The organism is Limnohabitans sp. WS1, from assembly GCF_003063265.1.
GTDB lineage: Bacteria > Pseudomonadota > Gammaproteobacteria > Burkholderiales > Burkholderiaceae_C > Limnohabitans_A.
Map to the genome: position 1 here is coordinate 1 of NZ_NERU01000036.1, position 3,581 is coordinate 3,581.

A 3,581-nucleotide genomic window follows, 5' to 3' on the forward strand; every position below is an offset into this window, starting at 1 on the left:
CAGCATCGTCGGAGCTGAAGCTCCGACCTACAAAATACCTCTGCCCCGAAGAAGCACCCTCCCCGTAGGTCGGCGGCTTCAGCCCCGACATGACTGCACGCGCCAAAGCCAGCATCGTCGGAGCTGAAACTCCGACCTACAAAATACCTCTGCCCCGAAGAAGCACCGTCCCCGTAGGTCGGCGGCTTCAGCCCCGACATGACTGGACGCGGATCAGCAGGTCAGTGGTAGTCCTGCTCTCGCTGATGCCGCAAGGCCAACACGAACACGACATCAGCAGCTGGGTCAAAAACATACAAAGCCAAATAGCCCGAACGTCCCCGTGAAATCACCAACTCGCGCATGCCATGGGCCACAGGCCGACCCATGAGTGGGTGACGCTCCAACACAGACAAAGCGTCCAACACCAAGTCCACCGTTTCAACCGCGTATTCAGGCCGGTTGAGAAGCAAGAAAGCCACCAGCTCTTCGAGGTCCTGAGCGGCCTCGGGCGTGTGCACCAGACGCGTCATGAACGCGGGGCCAGCAATTGCTCCACGCCCTGCACGGGCGGGCGTTGACTCTCGATGCCGCGCACCTTGTCCTTGAGGTAAGCCGCCATGGCCTGCCCATCTACACCCAAGCCGGTTTGCAGCAAGTTTTGCCTGGCCTGCAAGGCCTTGGCCACCCAGGCGTCATCTTCGTTCGAGCGGGTAACCGCCGACTCGATGGCCTGCACCATGAACGCGTGCGGCGTGACCCCACGCTGGCTTGCGGCCAGCAGCACCTTGGCACGGGCCTGTTCATCCAATTTGACAGAAAAGGTGGGCATGTGATGACTCCTGTGGATGCCAGTATAGCCATTGGTATTACCTGGTAAACACCCACATTGCATGCCCCGGCAGTCAACTCGCAGCAAGCCCGTCAATCCAACACGTCATGTACGATTTACGGGGATCCACCACCGCCACATCACACAGACGCCCCTATGCACCCCGGCCCCCTCCTCTTTTGCGGCGACCCGCACGGCCAGTGGCAGCACATCATCGATGCCGCGCTGCAAACCCGCGCCCGCGCCGTCATCTTGTTGGGTGATCTGGAACCGGCACGTCCGCTGCACCTTGAGCTGCAAGCGATTTGGGAGCGCGTGTGGTTCATCCACGGCAACCACGACACCGACCATGCGGACCACTTTGCCAACGTCTGGCACAGCGAGGTGAGCGAGCGGCAGCTGCACGGCCGCGTCGTCACCCTGCCCTGCGGCACCCGCATTGCCGGGCTGGGCGGCGTGTTTCGCGGCGCGGTGTGGTACCCCAAAGACCAGCAAGCGCCCAAGTTTCGCAACCGCGAAGACCACGCTCGTGTCACCCCGCGACAAGACCGCTGGCAAGGCAGCGTGCACCTCAAGCACTGGTCCAGCATCTACCCCGACGAGGTGGAACAACTGGCCGCACAACAAGCCGACGTCCTCATCACCCACGAAGCACCGGGCTACCACGAACACGGATTCAAAGCGCTGGACGACCTGGCCCGCCGCATGGGCGTGCGCATGACGGTGCACGGCCACCAGCACGACTGCCTTGACAGCAGCGCCCGTTGGGCCGCGCAAGGCTTTCAGAGTTTTGGGGTGGGGCTGCGCGAGGTCATGGCCTGGCCCTCGGGCGGGTGATGCCCCGCTGCACAGCTGGCGAGCGTTGAATGAACAAGATGCACATGTTTATTTGTCAAAGCCTGCAGCATGCCTTGCTGGCTTTGACGGCCTTTTGCACCTCGGCCTGGGGGGCGGCAGCGCACCACTGCGCACCGACCACAGGGCCATCACACTGGCAAGGCGTGGTCACCCATTACGGCTTTGCCAATCGGCCCCTGGGGCCATTCGCGCCCAAACAACAGGTCGGCGTGAACACCATCCGGGACGAAGTTTTCTGGGACCAAGTTCAGCGTGCCGACGGTTCATTCCAGATCCCACAACGCATCGACGCCTTGGTTGATGAAGCGCTGCGCCACCACATCACCCCCATGCTGGTGCTGGGATACGGGCACCCCGCTCACGACCAAGGCGGCAAACCCCGCAGTGCGCAGGCGCTGGAAGGCTTTCGGCGTTATGCCGTTCATGTCGCCAAGCACTTTCAAGGCCGGGTGCGCCATTTCGAAATCTGGAACGAATGGGATGCCGACACAGGCGGAGCCCCCGCTGGCGACCCGGACTCGTACCTGCAGCTCATCCAAAAAGTTGCCCCCGCATTGCGTGCCTTGGACCCTGATCTGTGCCTTGTGGTGGGGGCACTGACCCCCGCTGCCCAGTTCAACGGCTGGTTGAACAAAGCCCTGGCGCAGGGACTGCTCAAGCACGCCGACGCCCTGAGTCTGCACACCTACAACTACGGGGAAGGGCGCGGCAAAGACACCCCCGACAGCTGGCACAGGGACTTGCAATGGTTCATCGACAAAGAACTCCCCCAACACCCCTTCACCCGTGGCAAATCGGTCCTCGTTTCTGAAATGGGCTGGGCCAATCACCAAACGGGCGTCAGTGAACATTTGCAAGCGGCCTATGCGCTGCGACTGCGGCTGTTGTCGCTGGCTTTGGCCCACCAGACTGCCCACACGGCCAACCCCTATTTGGGGCACTGGTGGTACGACTGGCAAGACGATGGTGACAACCCACAAGACATGGAACACCGCTATGGATTGACCCGCCGCTCAGGCTTGCCCAAGGCCGCCTGGACAGCATTGAAGGAAGTCGAAACCTTTCTGCCCACACAAAGCCGCGACAAAGCGGCGCACATCGGGTCTGAGGGTGCGCTGACCACCTTGACCGTGAACAGGGATGGGCCCGCACCGCACCAGCCCACGCTGCTGGCCATTTGGCACCCGGCCAACGAACAGGCCCAAGTCAGCGTTCTGTTGAGCGATGAGGCACCACGTTTTTCAGCCGCCTGTGAGGCCCAAAAAATGGCGCTCCAAAAATGGCGAATCACCGCGAGCGCCATGCCGTGTTTGATCCAATTGAAACAACCGCCGCGAGGTCAAAGGCCTGTTTGGGAGACCCGGATGTTGTAGGTGGCCTGGCTTGCTGGCAATGGTGAGGGGGGTGGTCTGCAAGGGTTTTCGCGACGAGGGCGTCGCTCCCACAGGGGAGATGCCCCGCATTTTGCAAGAGCCCCGCCCTCGGGGCGATGGGCATTTTGTGGGAGCTCCGCCCCCGGGGCGATTGACATTTTGTGGGAGCCCCGCCCTCGGGGCGATGGGGGGTGGTCTGCACGGCTTATCGCGACGAGGGCGTCGCTCCCACAGGGGAGATGCCCCGCATTTTGTAGGAGCCCCGCCCTCGGCGCGATTGGCATTTTGTGGGAGCCCCGCCCCCGGGGCAATTGGCATTTTGTGGGAGCCCCGCCCTCGGGGCGATGGGGGGTGGTCTGCGCGGCTTATCGCGACGAGGGCGTCGCTCCCACAGGAGAGATGCCCCGCATTTTGATAGGGGTAGGAAAGGCCAAGGCCTCCCCTCCCTCCGAACCGTGCGTGCAGTTTTCCCGCACACGGCTCTCCAGTCAGTGGTTTCCTCATCGGGATTGGCTCGCTTGCATTCGGGCCTGCGTCAT

At 62.5% G+C, this 3,581-nt stretch carries 4 protein-coding genes; 2 read left to right on the top strand and 2 right to left on the bottom strand.

Annotated elements, in window-relative coordinates; translation table 11 throughout:
* Positions 1 to 221 precede the first annotated feature (221 nt).
* Positions 222 to 512 (bottom strand): type II toxin-antitoxin system RelE/ParE family toxin, encoded by a 291-nt coding sequence (locus B9Z48_RS21235; protein WP_108380575.1) that lies wholly within the window; start codon positions 510 to 512, stop codon positions 222 to 224.
* Positions 509 to 811, bottom strand: coding sequence for a CopG family transcriptional regulator (locus B9Z48_RS21240; protein ID WP_108380576.1), 303 nt, complete (start codon positions 809 to 811; stop codon positions 509 to 511). Before B9Z48_RS21240 ends, B9Z48_RS21235 begins: the two co-directional genes overlap by 4 nt.
* Before the next feature lie 156 nt (positions 812 to 967).
* On the opposite strand from B9Z48_RS21240, the gene B9Z48_RS21245 reads away from it, so the two are divergent.
* Both B9Z48_RS21245 and B9Z48_RS21250 read left to right on the top strand, forming a co-directional pair.
* Positions 968 to 1,648 carry a metallophosphoesterase gene (locus B9Z48_RS21245; RefSeq protein WP_089963519.1) on the top strand — a complete coding sequence of 227 codons (681 nt, stop codon included), beginning with the start codon at positions 968 to 970 and terminating at the stop codon, positions 1,646 to 1,648.
* A gap of 44 nt (positions 1,649 to 1,692) precedes the next feature.
* Positions 1,693 to 3,042 carry a cellulase family glycosylhydrolase gene (locus B9Z48_RS21250; protein ID WP_158273341.1) on the top strand — a complete coding sequence of 450 codons (1,350 nt, stop codon included), beginning with the start codon at positions 1,693 to 1,695 and terminating at the stop codon, positions 3,040 to 3,042.
* Positions 3,043 to 3,581 lie beyond the last annotated feature (539 nt).